Source organism: Pseudomonas sp. AM14(2022) (assembly GCF_036346455.1).
GTDB classification, from domain to species: Bacteria; Pseudomonadota; Gammaproteobacteria; order Pseudomonadales; family Pseudomonadaceae; genus Aquipseudomonas; species Aquipseudomonas putida_A.
Genome location: NZ_JAOTNY010000001.1, coordinates 302988 through 318421 on the forward strand (window position 1 = coordinate 302988; position 15434 = coordinate 318421).

General features: G+C 61.1%; 13 protein-coding genes. 8 read left to right on the forward strand and 5 right to left on the reverse strand.

The genetic code is table 11. The features are described from left to right. Window positions 1–7: 7 nt before the first annotated feature. From V3W27_RS01395 to aspA, 3 genes are all read right to left on the reverse strand, one after another. Window positions 8–1012 (reverse strand): asparaginase, encoded by a 1005-nt coding sequence (locus V3W27_RS01395; RefSeq protein ID WP_096795417.1) that lies wholly within the window; start codon window positions 1010–1012, stop codon window positions 8–10. A 171-nt stretch (window positions 1013–1183) separates the two neighbouring features. After that, a complete protein-coding gene (locus tag V3W27_RS01400) occupies window positions 1184–2629 on the reverse strand; it encodes an alanine/glycine:cation symporter family protein (protein ID WP_097089448.1) in 1446 nt (481 codons plus the stop codon). A 507-nt stretch (window positions 2630–3136) separates the two neighbouring features. Further along, window positions 3137–4561 carry an aspartate ammonia-lyase gene (gene aspA / locus V3W27_RS01405; protein WP_027610364.1) on the reverse strand — a complete coding sequence of 475 codons (1425 nt, stop codon included), beginning with the start codon at window positions 4559–4561 and terminating at the stop codon, window positions 3137–3139. A gap of 180 nt (window positions 4562–4741) precedes the next feature. On the opposite strand from aspA, the gene V3W27_RS01410 reads away from it, so the two are divergent. The 5 genes from V3W27_RS01410 (at window position 4742) to V3W27_RS01430 (ending at window position 8562) form a co-directional block, all read left to right on the forward strand. Then, window positions 4742–5650, forward strand: a complete 909-nt coding sequence (locus V3W27_RS01410; protein ID WP_064589862.1) for a LysR substrate-binding domain-containing protein — start codon at window positions 4742–4744, stop codon at window positions 5648–5650. A 333-nt stretch (window positions 5651–5983) separates the two neighbouring features. Further along, on the forward strand, window positions 5984–6475 hold the full coding sequence (gene purE, locus V3W27_RS01415; RefSeq protein WP_003229641.1) for a 5-(carboxyamino)imidazole ribonucleotide mutase: 492 nt from the start codon (window positions 5984–5986) through the stop codon (window positions 6473–6475). Between the two features lie 10 nt (window positions 6476–6485). Continuing rightward, window positions 6486–7568 (forward strand): 5-(carboxyamino)imidazole ribonucleotide synthase, encoded by a 1083-nt coding sequence (locus V3W27_RS01420; RefSeq protein ID WP_330205769.1) that lies wholly within the window; start codon window positions 6486–6488, stop codon window positions 7566–7568. A 109-nt stretch (window positions 7569–7677) separates the two neighbouring features. Then, the gene (locus V3W27_RS01425) at window positions 7678–7923 is read left to right on the forward strand and encodes a GlsB/YeaQ/YmgE family stress response membrane protein (protein ID WP_003229635.1); all 246 of its coding nucleotides are present in this window, start codon (window positions 7678–7680) and stop codon (window positions 7921–7923) included. 102 nt (window positions 7924–8025) lie between these two features. Then, on the forward strand, window positions 8026–8562 hold the full coding sequence (locus V3W27_RS01430; protein ID WP_027610367.1) for a DUF3299 domain-containing protein: 537 nt from the start codon (window positions 8026–8028) through the stop codon (window positions 8560–8562). A gap of 125 nt (window positions 8563–8687) precedes the next feature. On the opposite strand, the gene V3W27_RS01435 is transcribed toward V3W27_RS01430, so the two are convergent. Both V3W27_RS01435 and V3W27_RS01440 read right to left on the reverse strand, forming a co-directional pair. After that, window positions 8688–9587 carry a D-hexose-6-phosphate mutarotase gene (locus tag V3W27_RS01435; protein WP_150370027.1) on the reverse strand — a complete coding sequence of 300 codons (900 nt, stop codon included), beginning with the start codon at window positions 9585–9587 and terminating at the stop codon, window positions 8688–8690. 58 nt (window positions 9588–9645) lie between these two features. Continuing rightward, entirely contained in the window at window positions 9646–10050 is a 405-nt protein-coding gene (locus V3W27_RS01440; protein ID WP_003229628.1) for an acyl-CoA thioesterase, read from the reverse strand. Between the two features lie 377 nt (window positions 10051–10427). Here V3W27_RS01440 and V3W27_RS01445 point away from each other — a divergent pair, with 377 nt between their 5' ends. From V3W27_RS01445 to V3W27_RS01455, 3 genes are all read left to right on the forward strand, one after another. Further along, complete coding sequence (locus tag V3W27_RS01445; RefSeq protein WP_247267161.1) at window positions 10428–11726, forward strand: MFS transporter; 1299 nt, start codon at window positions 10428–10430, stop codon at window positions 11724–11726. Window positions 11727–11958: 232 nt separating this feature from the next. Then, entirely contained in the window at window positions 11959–12963 is a 1005-nt protein-coding gene (locus V3W27_RS01450; RefSeq protein WP_086792482.1) for a phosphate ABC transporter substrate-binding protein PstS, read from the forward strand. A 425-nt stretch (window positions 12964–13388) separates the two neighbouring features. Then, entirely contained in the window at window positions 13389–15422 is a 2034-nt protein-coding gene (locus V3W27_RS01455; RefSeq protein WP_225138952.1) for an ABC transporter permease subunit, read from the forward strand. Window positions 15423–15434: the final 12 nt, after the last annotated feature.

The window sequence follows — 15434 nt, forward strand, 5'->3', positions numbered from 1 at the left end:
ACCAGGCTCAGCGCAATTCGCCACACAGGTCGAGTTCGATCAGACGCCGCACTTCGGCGTTGTCCAGACCCGCACCGAGCAAGCCGTGCAGCTTGCCGAACGCCGCTTCTCGGGTCATGCCGCCACCGGACAACACGCCAACGCCGCGCAAACGGCTGCCGGCTTCATACACATCCAGCTCGACCCCGCCTTCATGGCACTGCGTGACCGCAACCACCACCACACCGTTGTCCCGTGCGCGGCCGAGGCTGGCAAGGAACTCGGGATTGTCGCTCGGTCCGGTGCCGCTGCCGTAGCACTCCAGCACCAGACCTTTGATACCGCTGGCCAGCAGGCCATCAACCACCTCGGCGCCGATGCCGGGGAACAGTGGCAGCACAGCAACCTTGGCCAGTTGTTTCGGCTGGTTGTAGTTCAGTGCGGCCGGAATCGACGGCGCTTTCACCCCGCCGCCCTGACGCTCCAGGCGCTTGAACGGATGCCGGCCGAAGCTGCGCACTTTCGCGCAACGGGTCGGCGCCAGCAGCTCGCCATGGAAATACAGGTGCACGCCCGGCGCCAGACCCTGACCCAGAGCAACGAGCGCGCCACCGAGGTTTTCCCAGGCATCGCTGTCGGTGACGCCGGCCGGCAGCATCGAGCCGGTGAAACACACCCGGGCATGCAGGCCGAGCAACTGGAAACTCATCGCCGCAGCGCTGTAGGCCAGGGTGTCGGTGCCATGCAGGATCAGCACGCTGTCGCAGCCTTGCACGTCCACCGCATCGACCACCGCTTCGCGCAGTTGCTGCCAGTAGGCCGGGGTCATGTTGGCGCTGTCGATCAGCGGCGACATTTCCCGGAAGCGCCACTGCGGCACCACCAGTTCGGGCTGGCTGTGCAGGTAGTCGCGCATGCGGGCTTCGAAACCGGACGCCGGGGCCAGACCGTTGGCACTGGCCTGCATGCCGATGGTGCCACCGGTGTAGAGCACCATGACGTTTTGGGCGGCGGGAAAGGAATTGGCAATCATCTGAGGGTCTCCACAAGAGATGACATTGTAGGAGTGAGCCTGCTCGCGATAGCGGTTCATCATTCAACATTGATGTTGGCTGAAAGACAGCTATCGCGAGCAGGCTCGCTCCTACAAGTTATTGCATCACAATAACTGACGGGCGCAGGGGATGCGCCCGTCATTCACCTGTCAGCGTTGCGCTGCAGGCACGCCTTGCGGCTCGACTGCGGTCTTGCCGGCGGCTGGCGCCTCGGTCGGCCAGGCCTTCAGGTCCAGATCCAGATCGGCAAATTTGCTGGAGTCGAACACGGGCTGCTTGATGCCGGCGCGGCGCTGTTCGTCGTAGTCGCGCATCACGCGCATGCCGACCTTGAACAGCATGGCCAGGGCCATCAGGTTGACGAAGGCCAGGCAGGTCATGGTGATGTCGGCGAAGGCGAACACGGTCGACAGATCCTGCATCGAACCCCATACCACCAGCGCCAGGACCAGACCGCGGAAAACCATCAGCAAGGCGCGGTTGCGGCTGAGGAACTGCAGGCTGTTTTCGCCCAGGTAGTAGTTGTAGAGGATGCAGGTGAAGACGAACAGCGACAGCGCGACGCTGACGAAGATGCGGCCCCAGTCACCGACCACGGCGGCCAGCGAGTTCTGGGTCAGGACGATGCCGTCACCTTCGAAGCCCGGGGTGTAGAAGCCCGACAACAGGATCAGCAGCGCGGTGCAGGTGCAGATCACGAAAGTGTCGAGGAATACGCTGAAGGCCTGAACCACGCCCTGAGCGCCCGGGTGTTTCACCGAGGCCACGGCGGCGACGTTCGGCGCACTGCCCAGGCCCGCTTCGTTGGCGAACACGCCACGCTTCACGCCCATGACGATGGCGCTGCCGAGCAGGCCACCGAAGGCCGGGTCGAGACCGAAGGCGCTCTTGAAGATGGTTTCCAGCATCGCTGGCACGTGTTCGATCTGGGTGCCGATCACGTACAGGGTCACGCCGATGTACGCCAGGGTCTTGACCGGTACCAGCAGGTCGGACACTGCAGCGATGCGCTTGATGCCGCCGATGAAGGTGATGGCCAGCAGCACCGCCAGGACGATCCCGGTGTGGCTTGGGTCGAAGGCAAAGGCGTTTTGCAGCGAGTGGGTCACGGTGTAGGACTGCAGGCCGATGAAGGCGAAGCCGTAGGTGACCAGCAGCAGGACCGAGAACACCACTGCCATGCCTTTCAACTTCAGGCCGTGCTGGATGTAGTAGGCCGGGCCGCCACGGTACAGACCGTCGCCATCGGCGCGCTTGTAGACCTGCGCCAGGGTGCATTCGAAGAAGCTGCTGGACATGCCGACCAGTGCGGTCACCCACATCCAGAACACCGCACCCGGACCACCGAGGGTCACGGCGATGCCGACACCGGCGATGTTGCCTGCACCGACGCGGCCGGCAAGGCTGAGCATCAGGGCCTGGAACGAGCTGAGTTGCCCGCCGCTGCTTTTCAGGCTGTCGCGGAACACCGCGAACATGTGGAAGAAGTGCCGCAATTGAACGAAACGCGAGCGAATCGTGAAGTAGCTACCGAGCCCGACAATGAGCACGATCAGTACTTTCCCTGAGAGGAAGTCGTTGATGACTTCGAGCATGGATTTTTCCTCGCTGTTTTTTGTGTAAGCAAATGCTGGATGTTCAGAAACATCGCGTTACACCGGTTTGCGCGCGGCACGACAGGTGAGGCGAAGGTTTCGTCCCGGATCCATTTCGCGGGTTTGTTATTAGTTCGGGTTTCGCATGGGTTATGGCCTCGTTACCGACGACCGCTCACGCGAAGAGGGGCGGCACTATACCGATCAGTGCGGCGCCCGTCTGCACGCTCGTGGTGCAAGCGACGAAACGAAGCGTTGAAACACCCGGCGTTACCGGCGCCGGGCTTGTGCGGGAACTGCTCTTCTGTTGATGCAAACCCTGTGGTGAGGGGATTTATCCCCCCTCATCACAATGACTCACCTCTACATTGTTCAGTCCCCAGACATACGGGTCTCAGGATCAGAAAGTTAAAAAAAAGGGCTTGGGGACAAATCCCCAAGCCCTCAAAAGGTGAGAGGTGTCTAGTCCCTCGACCTGGTGAGCGGTGCTACAAATAACGCGTCGGCTCAGGCTTTGAGCGGAACCAGACGCGGGGCAATCATGTTTTCCGGGCGCAGGATGTCGGCGAGCATGGCTTCGTCGAGCAGGCCTTCTTCGCGCACCAGTTCCAGCACGCCGCGGCCGCTTTCAAGGGCGATACGGGCGATGCGGGTGGCGTTTTTGTAGCCGATGTACGGGTTCAGCGCGGTGACCAGACCGATCGAGTGCTCGACCAGTTCGCGGCAGCGGGCTTCGTTGGCGGTGATGCCGACGATGCAGTGCTCGCGCAGCATGTCCATGGCGCGTTGCAGCAGACGGATCGAGTCGAGGATCTTGAACGCGATCAGCGGCTCCATCACGTTCAGTTGCAGTTGGCCGCCTTCGGCTGCCATGGTCAGCGCCAGATCGTTACCGATGACCTGGAAGGCCACCTGGTTAACGGCTTCCGGAATCACCGGGTTGACCTTGCCAGGCATGATCGAGCTGCCTGGCTGACGCGCTGGCAGGTTGATCTCGTTGATACCGGTGCGTGGGCCGCTGGACAGCAGGCGCAGGTCGTTGCAGATCTTCGACAGCTTGACCGCGGTGCGCTTGAGCATGCCGGAGAACAGCACGAAGGCGCCCATGTCGGAGGTGGCTTCGATCAGGTCGGCGGCGGGCACCAGCGGCTGACCGCTGATCAGTGCCAGGCGTTGTACGGCCAGCGCTTGATAGCGCGGGTCGGCGTTGATGCCGGTGCCGATCGCGGTGCCGCCCAGGTTCACTTCAGTCAGCAGTTCCGGGGCCAGCGTCTTCAGACGGGCCAGGTCTTCGCCCATGGTGGTGGCGAAAGCACGGAATTCTTGACCCAAAGTCATCGGTACGGCGTCTTGCAGCTGGGTACGGCCCATTTTCAGGACGTGATCGAATTCTTTGCCCTTGGCCGCGAAGGCCTGAATCAGGCTGTCGAGGCTGGCCAGCAGCGCGTCGTGACCCAGCAGCAGACCCAGGCGGATCGCGGTCGGGTAGGCGTCGTTGGTCGACTGCGCCATGTTGACGTCGTCGTTCGGGTGCAGGTACTGGTACTCGCCTTTCTGGTGACCCATTGCTTCGAGCGCAATGTTGGCGATCACTTCGTTGGCGTTCATGTTGGTGGACGTACCGGCGCCACCTTGAATCATGTCGACCACGAATTCTTCGTGGAAATCACCGCGGATCAATCGGGCACAGGCTTCGCTGATGGCAGCGTGCTTGGCTTCGCTCAGATGACCCAACTCACGGTTGGCGTCAGCGGCGGCCTGTTTGACCATCGCCAGACCGACAACCAGTTTCGGGTAATGCGAAATCGGAACGCCGGAGAGACGGAAGTTGTTCACCGCTCGCAGGGTCTGGATGCCGTAATACGCTTGAGCCGGTACTTCGAGGGCGCCAAGCAGGTCGTTTTCTGTGCGGAAAGATGCAGCGGAGGACATGATAGAAATCATCTCGATATGGACCCGGTCTGTGCCGGAACGCTGCGAATGCTAGGCTTGTGGGATTTTTTGGGCCAATGCTGTTAAACACTGGCCTATGCACATTCGGCATAATGCCCATGTGACGCCGCGTGTGCGGCAGACGTGTGACCTGTTTTGGTGCGTTCTCGGGAGGGTGTGATGAATCTGGAAAGCAAATGGCTCGAGGACTTCAGTGCTCTGGCCGCCACCCGCAGCTTCTCGCAGGCGGCCGAACGACGCTTCGTGACCCAGCCGGCATTCAGTCGGCGGATCCGCAGCCTCGAAGCCGCATTGGGCCTGACGCTGGTCAACCGCTCGCGCACGCCGATCGAGCTGACGGCGGCGGGGCAGCTGTTTCTGGTGACCGCGCGCACCGTGGTCGAACAGCTCGGCGAAGTGCTGCGCCACCTGCATCACCTGGAAGGCGGGCAGGGCGAAGTGATGCAAGTCGCCGCCGCCCACTCTTTGGCGCTGGGCTTCTTCCCGCGCTGGATCGCACAACTGCGCAACGAAGGGCTGAACATAGCGACGAGATTGGTGGCGACCAACGTCGGCGATGCGGTGCATGCGCTGCGCGAGGGTGGCTGCGACCTGATGTTGGCGTTCTACGACCCGGACGCGGCGATGCAGATGGACCCGGAAATTTTCCCGTCGTTGCACTTGGGCCAGACTGAAATGCTCCCGGTGTGCGCAGCCGATGCCGATGGCAAACCGCTGTTCGATCTGGAAGGCGACGCCAGCGTACCGCTGCTGGCGTACAGCGCCGGGGCGTTTCTCGGACGTTCGGTGAATGGATTATTGCGCCAGCGTCAGCTGCGCTTTACCACTATTTACGAAACCGCGATGGCTGACAGCTTGAAGAGCATGGCGCTGGAAGGCCTGGGGATTGCCTGGGTACCGCAACTGAGCGTACGTGCCGAGCTGGCTCGTGGCGAGCTCGTCGTCTGCGGTGGCCCGCAATGGCACGTGCCGCTGGAGATTCGTCTGTATCGCTGCGCATTGGTGCGTAAAGCCAACGTGCGGCTGTTGTGGCGCAAGCTTGAAGGCGGCGCCGCACAAAATTCCTGACCCATCGCGGATCCACTTGTGGGAGCGGGCTTGCTCGCGAATACGGTGTGTCAGTCGAGATTCATGTATCTGACCTGACGCCTTCGCGAGCAAGCCCGCTCCCACAGGGGGGATTTGTGGTGTTTGTCGGCTGACCTTCAAGTCAATAAAACCGGGCCTTTCGCTGATTTGACGGATGGTCGTTTCGGGGGCTGTTTATTGCTTTCTTTGCGGTATACTGCGCGGCCTTCGGCCGGTACGTCCGGCCATTTTTCGTACAATCAAGCCACGCAATCCTGCGTGGCTTGTTGTTTTTGACGCGCCTGCGGGCGCCCAGAGAGAAGAGGCGCGACGATGAGTGCACTGGTTGGCGTGATCATGGGCTCCAAGTCCGATTGGTCCACCCTTAGCCACACCGCCGATATGCTGGAAAAGCTCGGCATCCCGTACGAGGTCAAGGTGGTTTCTGCCCACCGCACCCCGGATCTGCTGTTCCAGTACGCCGAAGAGGCTGAGGGCCGCGGCATCGAGGTGATCATCGCCGGTGCCGGTGGCGCAGCCCACCTGCCAGGCATGTGTGCGGCCAAGACCCACCTGCCGGTACTGGGCGTTCCGGTGCAGTCGTCGATGCTCTCGGGCGTCGATTCGCTGTTGTCGATCGTGCAGATGCCTGCGGGCATCCCGGTTGCCACCCTGGCCATCGGCAAGGCCGGCGCGATCAACGCCGCGCTGCTCTCGGCGAGCATTCTCGGCGCCAAGCATCCACAGTTCCACGCGGTACTGAAAACCTTCCGTGCCGAGCAGACAGACAGCGTCCTGGACAATCCAGACCCACGTATTGCCTGAGGTTGTTGAGATGAAGATCGGTATAATCGGTGGCGGCCAGTTGGGCCGCATGTTGGCGCTGGCGGGCACTCCGCTGGGCATGAACTTCGCTTTCCTCGACCCTGCGCCGGACGCTTGCGCGGCTGCACTGGGCGAACACCTGCGGGCCGATTACGGCGATCAGGATCACCTGCGCCAACTGGCGGATGAAGTCGACCTGGTGACCTTCGAGTTCGAAAGCGTCCCGGCGGAAACTGTGGCATTCCTCTCGCAATTCGTTCCGGTCTATCCGAGCGCCGAAGCCCTGCGCATCGCTCGCGACCGCTGGTTCGAGAAGAGCATGTTCAAGGACCTGGGCATCCCGACCCCGGCCTTCGCCGACATTCAATCGCAAGCCGACCTGGATGCTGCCGTGGCTTCGATCGGTCTGCCGGCCGTGCTGAAAACCCGCACCCTGGGTTACGACGGCAAGGGCCAGAAAGTCCTGCGCAAGCCGGAAGACGTGGTCGGTACGTTCGCCGAGCTGGGCAGCGTTGCCTGCCTGCTGGAAGGTTTCGTGCCGTTCACTGGCGAAGTTTCGCTGATTGCCGTGCGTGCCCGTGATGGCGAAACGAAGTTCTACCCGTTGGTGCACAACACCCACGACGGCGGCATCCTCAAGCTGTCGGTGGCCAGCACCGATCACCCGCTGCAGGCGTTGGCCGAAGACTACTCCAGCCGTGTGCTCAAGCAGCTGGATTACGTCGGCGTGATGGCGTTCGAGTTCTTTGAAGTCGACGGTGGCCTCAAGGCCAACGAGATCGCCCCGCGCGTGCACAACTCCGGGCACTGGACCACCGAAGGCGCCGAGTGCAGCCAGTTCGAAAACCACCTGCGTGCCGTGGCCGGCCTGCCGCTGGGTTCGACCGCCAAGGTCGGCGAGAGCGCGATGCTCAACTTCATCGGCGTGGTTCCGCCGGTTGAGAAAGTGATCGCCATCGAAGATTGCCATCTGCACCACTACGGCAAAGCCTTCAAGGCCGGGCGCAAGGTCGGTCACGCCAACCTGCGCTGCGCCGACATGGCCACGCTGCAAGCACAGATCGTCAAGGTCGAAGCGCTTATCGCCGAGTAAACAGTTTCATGTGGCAACGGCGGAACCTTCGGGAGCCGCCGTTCTCTCATGGCAGGATGCCAAAGTCTGACTAGGCTTTGGCATATCTACCAAATCAGAGGGAAATGCCATGGGAATTATCGGAACCATCTTTATCGGCTTGATCGTCGGCCTGCTGGCACGCTTCCTCAAACCGGGCGATGACAGCATGGGCTGGATCATGACCATCCTGCTCGGTATCGGCGGTTCGCTGGCGGCCACTTACGGCGGCCAGGCCCTGGGTATCTATCAGGCAGGTCAGGGCGCAGGCTTCATCGGTGCACTGGTCGGCGCGATCGTGCTGCTGGTGATCTACGGCCTGATCAAAAAGAACTGATCCAAGCGACCAAGTCCTCTCTGCCAACGCGGCAGGGAGGGCTAGAATGCTCGGCGATTCAACGTCCTTCCTTTATCCGAGCATCTTTTACCGAGCACCTCCATGCGCCGTCTTCTGTTGACTCTTCTTTTGCTGGGCAGCGGTCTGGCCCACGCCGGCGAACTGCCGGAAACCGACTGGCTGGAACTGATGCCCAAGTCGGACCAGAAAGCCCTCGAGGCCATGCCCGAAATCGACCACAACTCCCCGGAAGCTACTGGCACCTTCACCGAGAAGGGCGGGATGAAACAGGCTAAAGGCCTGCCGGCGGTGATGTATTCGACCAAGACCGTGGCGTCGATGAACGACAAGCACATCCGCATCGGCGGCTACCCGGTGCCGCTGGAATCCGACGCCAAGGGCCGCAGCACGCTGTTCTTCCTGGTGCCGTACCCTGGCGCCTGCATCCACGTGCCACCGCCACCACCGAATCAACTGGTGCTGGTGCGTTATCCCAAAGGTTTGAAGCTGGACGATATCTACACGCCGCTGTGGGTAACCGGCACGCTGAAGATCGAGAAAGTCAGCAATGACCTGGCCGATGCGGCGTATGCGCTGGAAGCTGACAAAGTGCGGGTGGTGCAGGAGTCCGATCTCTAACACCTGCCACAAAACAACTGTGGGAGCGGGCTTGCTCGCGAAAGCGCTGTGTCAGACAAATTGATGTATCTGACCCTCCGCCTTCGCGAGCAAGCCCGCTCCCACATTTTGTTTTGCGGTGTTGGTCAGAGCGGTTTACTGCCGATGCTGACACCCATCGTATGGCTCGCACCCGAGACCAGATTCACCACATCATCCATCACATTCGCCGTCTCGATGCACAGCATGCGCTGCCAGCCATCGTTGTCCATGTCGGCCAGTGCTGCCGCGCGGTCGATCCACGGGTTCCAGATCACGGCGGTGCGTGAGCCGCTGGCGGTCAGTACGATGTGCCGTTCCCAGGTCGGGTCGACAATGCTCAGTTGCGGCGGAGCGTCGAGGTAGATGCGGTCGGTTTCGCCAGCGAAATGCAGGTCACCTTGCTGGCTGTGGGTTTTCCACTCATCCAGAGTCTCGATGTAATTCAGCCCTTCAACACCCTCGACGTGCACGTTGCGCACATCGCTGACCGCGAAATAAGTGTGCAGCGCCTGGCTGATGCTGACGGTTTCGACACCTCGGTTGTGGCTGGTCAGGCTGATGTGCAACTGATCACTCAGATGCAGGGTCAGGGTCAGATCGACCTGATGCGGCCAGCCCGGCAGGCCACCTTCGGGGTAGGGCAGCCTGAATTCAACCTTGACGCCGTCAGCCTCTGATTCGATGCCGCCCAGCTCCCAATCCATCGCCCGCACCAGACCGTGCGCGGGTGCCGGTTGCTCACCGGTGTACATGGCCTGCACGCTCTGCGGGTTGCGTTCGAACTTGCCGAACCATGGCCAGCACACCGGCACGCCGGCGCGAATACTTTTGCCGGTCTTGAACACAGCCTTGTCGTTGAGCCAGATGATCGGCGGCTGGCCGTCGATTTGATAACTGAGGATGTGCGCGCCTTGCTGGGCCACCAGCACTTCGGCCTGACCGTGGCGGATGCGCCAGCAGTTCAGTTCATCCAGTTTTACCGCTTCAACGTTGGGCGTGTTCATGGGGCAACTCTCGATCAGACACTTGGGACGACTATCGACCGCAAAACCGCGGCGATGTTTAACGCGCGCGCGGTGGCACCGAGCGGGTGCGACCGCTGCCGTCGATGGCGACGAAGACGAATACCGCCTCGGTCACTTTACGCCACTCGCTGGACAGCGGATCGTCGCTCCACACTTCGACCATCATCTGGATCGAGCTGCGGCCGATTTCCAGGGTCTGGGTATAAAAGGACAATTGCGCGCCCACCGCGACCGGCACCAGGAAGGCCATGCGGTCGATGGCGACAGTGGCTACGCGACCACCGGCCACGCGGCTGGCCATCGCGGTACCCGCCAGATCCATCTGCGCCACCAGCCAGCCGCCGAAAATATCGCCAAAGCCGTTGGTTTCGCGCGGGAGTGCGGTAATTTGCAGGGCCAGGTCGCCTTGCGGGATCGGATCTTCTTGTTCGAGCTCTATCATGCCGGGGGTGCCTCTGACCCGTGACTCTTCGTTGGTATTGCTGGTGGTAGCCGTCTTCAGGAAAAACGATTCAGCACCGAACATACTGCGTTCGTCACGTTTTCCATAGGCGCCTAAAGGGGAAACTCTGCGAAACCGGCTGATCCCGTTCAAAGGCCGGGCCAACGACGTTTTCGCACAGCAACCCCCTACAAACCGGAGCAAGGTTGCGAGTATATCGGTCGGTAGACTCCGCGACGACCATCGGGTTCTGATTTTGACCGGCAAATACGCGCCTCTATGTGCTTTTTCGAACAATTTGCTATGGTGCCGAACCTGCCTAAGCCACAGCCAGCGTTGTTGTGGCGGTAGATCCGCCTATAAGAGAAGCCCTTGCCATGACCACAGCGCCTTCGAGCCTCGCGCAGCCCGAGCAACCTGCACGCCCCCTGACCCGCAATGATTACAAGACTCTGTCGCTATCGGCCCTGGGCGGTGCGCTGGAGTTTTACGATTTCATCATCTTCGTGTTCTTCGCCACCGTGGTCGGCAAGCTGTTCTTCCCGGCCGACATGCCCGAGTGGCTGCGCCTGATGCAGACCTTCGGCATTTTCGCCGCCGGTTACCTTGCGCGGCCGCTGGGCGGCATCGTCATGGCGCACTTCGGCGACCTGCTGGGGCGCAAGAAGATGTTCACCCTGAGCATTTTCATGATGGCCGTGCCGACCCTGATCATGGGCCTGCTGCCGACCTACGCGCAGATCGGTATGTGGGCGCCGATCCTGCTGTTGTTGATGCGAGTTATCCAGGGCGCGGCGATTGGCGGGGAAGTGCCGGGGGCGTGGGTCTTCGTTTCCGAACACGTGCCGCAAAAGCACATCGGCTACGCCTGCGGCACCTTGACCAGCGGTTTGACCGCCGGCATCTTGCTCGGCTCGCTGGTCGCCACGGCAATCAACAGCATTTATACACCGGGGGAAGTCGCGGATTACGCCTGGCGGATTCCGTTCCTGCTCGGCGGCGTATTCGGCCTGTTCTCGGTGTATCTGCGCCGCTGGCTGCACGAAACTCCGGTGTTCGCTGAGCTGCAACTGCGCAAGGCGCTGGCCGAAGAAGTACCGCTGCGTGCGGTGCTGCGTGACCATCGCGGGGCGATTGCGGTCTCGATGCTGCTGACCTGGCTGCTGTCCGCCGGGATTGTCGTGGTGATCCTGATGACCCCGACCGTGCTGCAGACGGTCTATCACTTCTCGCCGACAGTGGCGTTGCAATCGAACAGCCTGGCGATCGTGTTCCTCAGCGTCGGTTGCATCATTTCCGGTGCCCTGGCGGATCGGTTTGGCGCCGGCCGGGTGTTTGTCTTCGGTTCGCTGGGCTTACTGATCAGCTCCTGGACCTTTTATCACAGCCTCGCCGATCACCCGAACTGGCTGTTCCCGCTGTATGCGTTGACCGGTCTGCTGGTCGGCACCATCGGTGCGGTGCCATACGTGATGGTCAAGGCATTCCCGCCGGTGGTGCGCTTCAGCGGGCTGTCGTTCTCGTACAACGTGGCGTATGCGATCTTCGGTGGCCTGACGCCGATGGTGGTCAGCCTGCTGCTTAAAGAGAGTGCGATGGGCCCGGCTTACTATGTGGCGGTGCTGTGCGCGATGGGGATTCTGGTGGGGGCGTGGCTCTGGAAGAAGGGGCGCTGATCCGGAATTTCCTCCAGCAGTACCGGCTCCTTCGCGAGCAGGCTCGCTCCCACATTGGAATGCATTTCAACTGTGGGAGCGAGCCTGCTCGCGAATGAGGGCGACTCGAATCATTCAGTAAAACCCGGATGCTGGCCTTTCATCCAATTGTCATATTTCAGCCATAGAGTGTTCACACGGCCTGCTGATACTTGGCCCCGACTTAACACACCCTATCTGCTAGGAGTAAGGCATGAAACTGAAGCGTTTGATGGCGGCAATGACTTTTGTCGCTGCTGGCGTTGCGACTGCCCACGCGGTAGCCGCTGGCGTTGACCCGGCAATTCCGGCTTACACCAAGGTCACCGGTGTATCGGGCAACTTGTCCAGCGTTGGTTCCGACACTCTGGCCAACCTCATGACCCTGTGGGCTGAGAACTACAAGAAAGAATACCCGAACGTAAACATCCAGATTCAGGCCGCTGGCTCCGCCACCGCGCCACCTGCGCTGACTGAAGGCACCTCCAACCTCGGCCCGATGAGCCGCAAGATGAAGGACACCGAACTGGCGGCCTTCGAACAGAAATACGGCTACAAGCCAACCGCTATCCCGGTGGCCGTGGACGCCCTGGCGGTGTTCGTGCACAAGGACAACCCGATCCAGCACCTGACCATGGAACAGGTTGATGCGATCTTCTCGTCCACCCGTCTGTGCGGCGCCAAAGCCGACGTGAAAACCTGGGGCGACCTGGGCGTGACCGGCGACCTGGCCAACAAGCCAGTGCAACTGTTCGGTCGTAACTCGGTATCCGGCACCTACGGCTACTTCAAAGAAGAAGCCTTGTGCAAAGGCGACTACAAACCTAACGTCAACGAACAACCAGGCTCGGCGTCGGTTGTGCAGTCGATCAGCTCCTCGCTGAACGGCATCGGTTACTCGGGCATCGGCTACAAGACTGCCAGCGTGAAGACCGTTGCTCTGTCGAAGAAAGGCAGCACTGACTTCATCGAAGACACCGAAGAAAACGCCCTGAACGGCAAGTACCCGCTGTCGCGCTTCCTCTACGTTTACGTGAACAAGGCCCCGAACAAGCCTCTGGCCCCGCTGGAAGCCGAGTTCGTGAAATTGGTTCTGTCCAAACAGGGCCAGGAAGTTGTGGTGAAAGACGGCTACATCCCACTGCCGGCCAAGGTTGCTGCAAAAGCACTGGCTGACCTGGGTCTGCAGGAAGGCGGCGCTGAAGTCGCAAAAAAGTAACAAACTGAGTCCGAGGTGAACCCCACCGGACTCAGGTAAAAGGCCGCTCTGCCCGCAGATCGGCCTTTTACACACCTCAAATTTTCGATCCTCTGCCAGTACCCGCTGGCGGTGGATTTGCTGCGTCACTGCACTGTCATCTTTCTGTCATACAGGATCGCTAGGGTGAGCGCATGAATGATCTGGCCAATTCCCCAATGACTACGACTTCCCCTCCCAAGCGCATTGATTTCAATACGCCTGAGCTGCAACGCAAGCGCCGCATTCGCGCGCTCAAGGATCGCTTCACCCGTTGGTACGTCCTCGTTGGCGGTCTGGCGGTGCTGGCAGCCATCACCCTGATCTTCTTCTTCCTCGCCTACGTCGTTGCACCGTTGTTCCAGGGTGCCAGCCTGACCGCGAAAGAGGCTATTACCCCAGCCTGGATGCAGGACGCCGGCAAGCCGCTGATGATTTCGCTCGAAGAGCAGAATCAGGTGGCGATGCGCGTTTCCGACAAGGGCCAGGCGCTGTTCTTCGACATCGACAGTGGCGCTGAATTGAAGCGCGTCGATCTGCCGGTTCCTGCCGGCGCCAGCGTAACTTCCATTGGCGAAGATCAGCCAGGTCATCCGCTGGTGGCGGTGGGCCTGTCCAACGGCCAGGCGCTGGTGTTCCGTCACACCTATAAGGTCAGCTACCCCGATGGCAAGAAAACCATCACTCCAGCCATCGAGTTTCCTTACGGCAATACACCGATCGCGGTGAACGAAAGCGGCGGGCCACTGGAGCACGTCAGCCTCAACGCCACCGATTCGACGCTGATGCTGGTCGGTTCTACCGGTTCGCAACTCAATGTGCTGGCGCTGACCAGCGAAGAAAACATGATGACCGGTGAAGTCACCAACGAGCAGAAGCGTATCGAGCTGCCGCAGATGACTGAGCCTGTGAAAAACATCTTCGTCGACCCGCGCCAGCAATGGCTGTACGTGGTCAACGGGCGCGCCCAGGCCGACGTGTTCAGCCTGCGCGACAAGAGCCTCAACGGTCGCTACAAACTGCTGGAAAACGCTGACGCCGAAGTCACCGCGAGCACGCAACTGGTGGGTGGCATCTCGCTGATTATCGGTGACTCCAAGGGTGGCCTGGCCCAGTGGTTCATGGCCCGTGACACCGATGGCGAACTGCGCCTGAAGCAGATCCGTACCTTCCAGATGGGCACCACGCCGATCGTTGAAATCACCGCCGAAGAGCGTCGCAAGGGTTTCGTGGCCCTCGATGCCAGCGGCAAGCTCGGCGTGTTCCACAGCACCGCGCACCGCACCCTGTTGGTCGAGCCGGTAGCCGAAGGCCAGGGCCTGTTCGGTCTGTCGCCGCGCGCCAACCGGGTGATCGTCGAGGCCGGCGGCAAGCTGCAACCGCTGCTGCTCGACAACCCGCACCCGGAAGTGTCGTGGAGCGCGTTGTGGAGCAAGGTCTGGTACGAGAACTACGACGAACCTAAGTACGTCTGGCAATCGACCGCCGCCAACACCGATTTCGAACCGAAACTGAGCCTGTCGCCACTGACCTTCGGCACCCTGAAGGCGGCGTTCTACGCCATGCTGCTGGCCGCGCCGCTGGCGGTTGCCGCCGCGATCTACACCGCGTACTTCATGGCCCCGGGCATGCGCCGCAAGGTCAAACCGGTGATCGAGCTGATGGAGGCGATGCCGACGGTGATCCTCGGGTTCTTCGCCGGTCTGTTTCTCGCGCCGTATGTAGAAGGGCATCTGCCGGGCATCTTCAGCCTGCTAATGCTGTTGCCGATCGGCATTCTGGTCGCCGGCTTCACCTTCAGTCGTCTGCCTGAGTCGATCCGCCTGAAAGTCCCGGACGGCTGGGAAAGTGCGCTGCTGATTCCGGTGATCCTGTTTGTCGGTTGGCTGTCGCTATACATGAGTCCGTACATGGAGAACTGGTTCTTCGGCGGTGACATGCGCATGTGGATCTCCCACGACCTGGGCATCACCTACGACCAGCGCAACGCTCTGGTAGTCGGTCTGGCGATGGGTTTTGCGGTGATCCCGAACATCTACTCGATTGCCGAAGATGCCGTGTTCAGTGTGCCGCGTGGCCTGACCCTCGGTTCCCTGGCGCTCGGTGCCACGCCGTGGCAGACCATGACCCGCGTGGTGATCCTCACCGCCAGCCCGGGCATCTTCTCCGCACTGATGATCGGCATGGGCCGTGCGGTCGGCGAAACCATGATCGTGCTGATGGCCACGGGCAACACCCCGGTCATGGAAATGAACCTGTTCGAAGGCCTGCGCACCCTGGCCGCCAACGTCGCGGTGGAAATGCCCGAGTCGGAAGTCGGCGGCAGCCACTACCGCGTGCTGTTCCTCTCGGCGCTGGTGCTGCTGTTGTTCACCTTCGTCATGAACACCCTGGCAGAACTGATTCGTCAGCGTCTGCGCAAGAAATACTCGTCGCTTTAAGAAAGGTAGAAG